The organism is Desulfovibrio sp. 1214_IL3152, from assembly GCF_036763055.1.
In the GTDB taxonomy this organism is placed as follows: domain Bacteria; phylum Desulfobacterota; class Desulfovibrionia; order Desulfovibrionales; family Desulfovibrionaceae; genus Desulfovibrio.
On sequence record NZ_JBAIYW010000293.1, the window covers coordinates 1 to 1,676 of the forward strand.

Genomic DNA, 1,676 nt, shown 5'->3' on the forward strand with positions numbered 1-1,676 from the left:
GCCGGTGGCTTTCACACTGTCTGTGGTCATGCGCGAGTCCTGCTCCCCTGCGGAACGCCCCGCCGCTTTGCGACCTGCTCCGGCTTTTTTGCGCGTCGTGTGCTGTGCCATGCCTTGCGTACCCTCTTCGGGCTGAAAATTCTGTTTCATCCTTGAAGTGTAGTTCGGTGGCGGACGCTTGTCTAGAAAATATCATGAAAACCGGACTTCATTGAAAACCGAAAAAACTGATAAAAGAGGCTTCCGCGCTCAAACAGCGAAAACCAGAACCCGTCCCGGCGACACACGCCGGGCAGAACCGGCTTGCATGAAAACTGCCGGGCAGCGGCCATATGCCACGCAACCGCGGCGGCTTTCAAACCGGACCGCCTTGACCCGCGCCTCTTGCCCCGCAGGCAACACTTGCCCCACGAAAGCGAAGAGGTTAATATCGGGCTGCCGAAAGAGACATACCGCACTGCTGCAGCGGGTTCCACTTCTCGCGCGCAGATTCATACCTATATAAGGAACTCATCATGGCCGTTGCCGCTTTTCCTCTTGGCCCTCTGCAGACCAACAGCTACCTCATTCATAACGACACCAGGGCCGTGGCTGTCGATGTGGGCGGCGACCCCGCGCCCATGCTCGAATACCTGAGCAACCACCACCTTGCTCTGGACGCCATCTGCATAACCCACCGCCATTTTGACCACATGTACGGCGTGGCCGAACTGGCCGCCGCCACGGGCGCGCCCGTTTACATGCCGCAGGGTGACGACAGCCTTGCCGACACCGAATCCGGCAAGGGGGGCATATGGGGCTTCCCCCCGGTGCCGGATTTCAAAAGCAGCCCCATGCCGACGGGCAAGACAAGCATGGGCGGCATGGACTGCGAAGTGCTGGAAACTCCGGGGCATACCCCCGGCGGCGTTTCGCTGTACTTTCCCGAAGAACAGGTGGTCTTTACCGGCGACGCCCTGTTTTACCGCTCCATAGGCCGCACGGATTTTCCGGGCGGCGACCATGACACGCTGCTGCGTTCAGTGCGGGACGTGCTGTTCAAGCTGCCTGCGGAAACGGTTGTCTATCCCGGCCACGGCCCTGCCAGTAAAATAGGCGATGAGGCCGCCAACAATCCTTTTTGCGGTGAGTTCAGGCCATGAGTAATCCTGTAGCGCTTCTATGCAGTCCGCACCCCGGCGGCGTTTCAGACGCTGTGGCGCATCTTGTTGCCGCAGGCATGGCTGAAGCCGGGGCCGAAATGCAGATTGTTCCTTTACGCGACTACGCTTTTGACGGTTGTACAGACTGCGGCGGCTGTACCGCCCCCCCGCACCACTGCACGCTTGCGGGCAAAAATTGCAATGGCCGGCTGGACAGGGCTGAAGAAATCTTTGCGCTCATTGAGTCCGCCCCGCTGCTTTTTATTTCGGCACCCATTTATTTTTACGCCCTGCCCGCGCATTTCAAGGCCCTTATCGACCGTACGCAGCGCTTCTGGTCGGCGCAGAACCACACGCCGGCCGGCAGGCTGCCCCGGCCTCCGGTCAAGACAGCCCTTGTGAGTCTTGTGGCCGGCAGACCACGGGGAAAGCAGCTTTTCACCGGCTCCCTGCTCACCCTGCGCTATTTTCTTTCTCCGCTCAATGCGGCCATCAGCGAAACACGGCTGCTGCGGGGGCTGGAGCGGGTCAAAG

At 60.1% G+C, this 1,676-nt stretch carries 2 protein-coding genes; both read left to right on the plus strand.

Going from position 1 to position 1,676, the window contains the following annotated elements:
- Positions 1-515 precede the first annotated feature (515 nt).
- Positions 516-1,142, plus strand: a complete 627-nt coding sequence (locus V6C07_RS06235) for an MBL fold metallo-hydrolase (protein ID WP_333535496.1) — start codon at positions 516-518, stop codon at positions 1,140-1,142.
- On the plus strand, positions 1,139-1,676 hold a 538-nt coding region (locus tag V6C07_RS06240; RefSeq protein WP_333535497.1), incomplete at its 3' end, for a flavodoxin family protein. The genes V6C07_RS06235 and V6C07_RS06240, both read left to right, overlap by 4 nt.

Coding starts and splice junctions, on each gene's coding strand:
- V6C07_RS06235 (WP_333535496.1), top strand. CDS start 516: ATGGCCGTTGCCGCTTTTCCTCTTGGCCCTCTGCAGACCAACAGCTAC.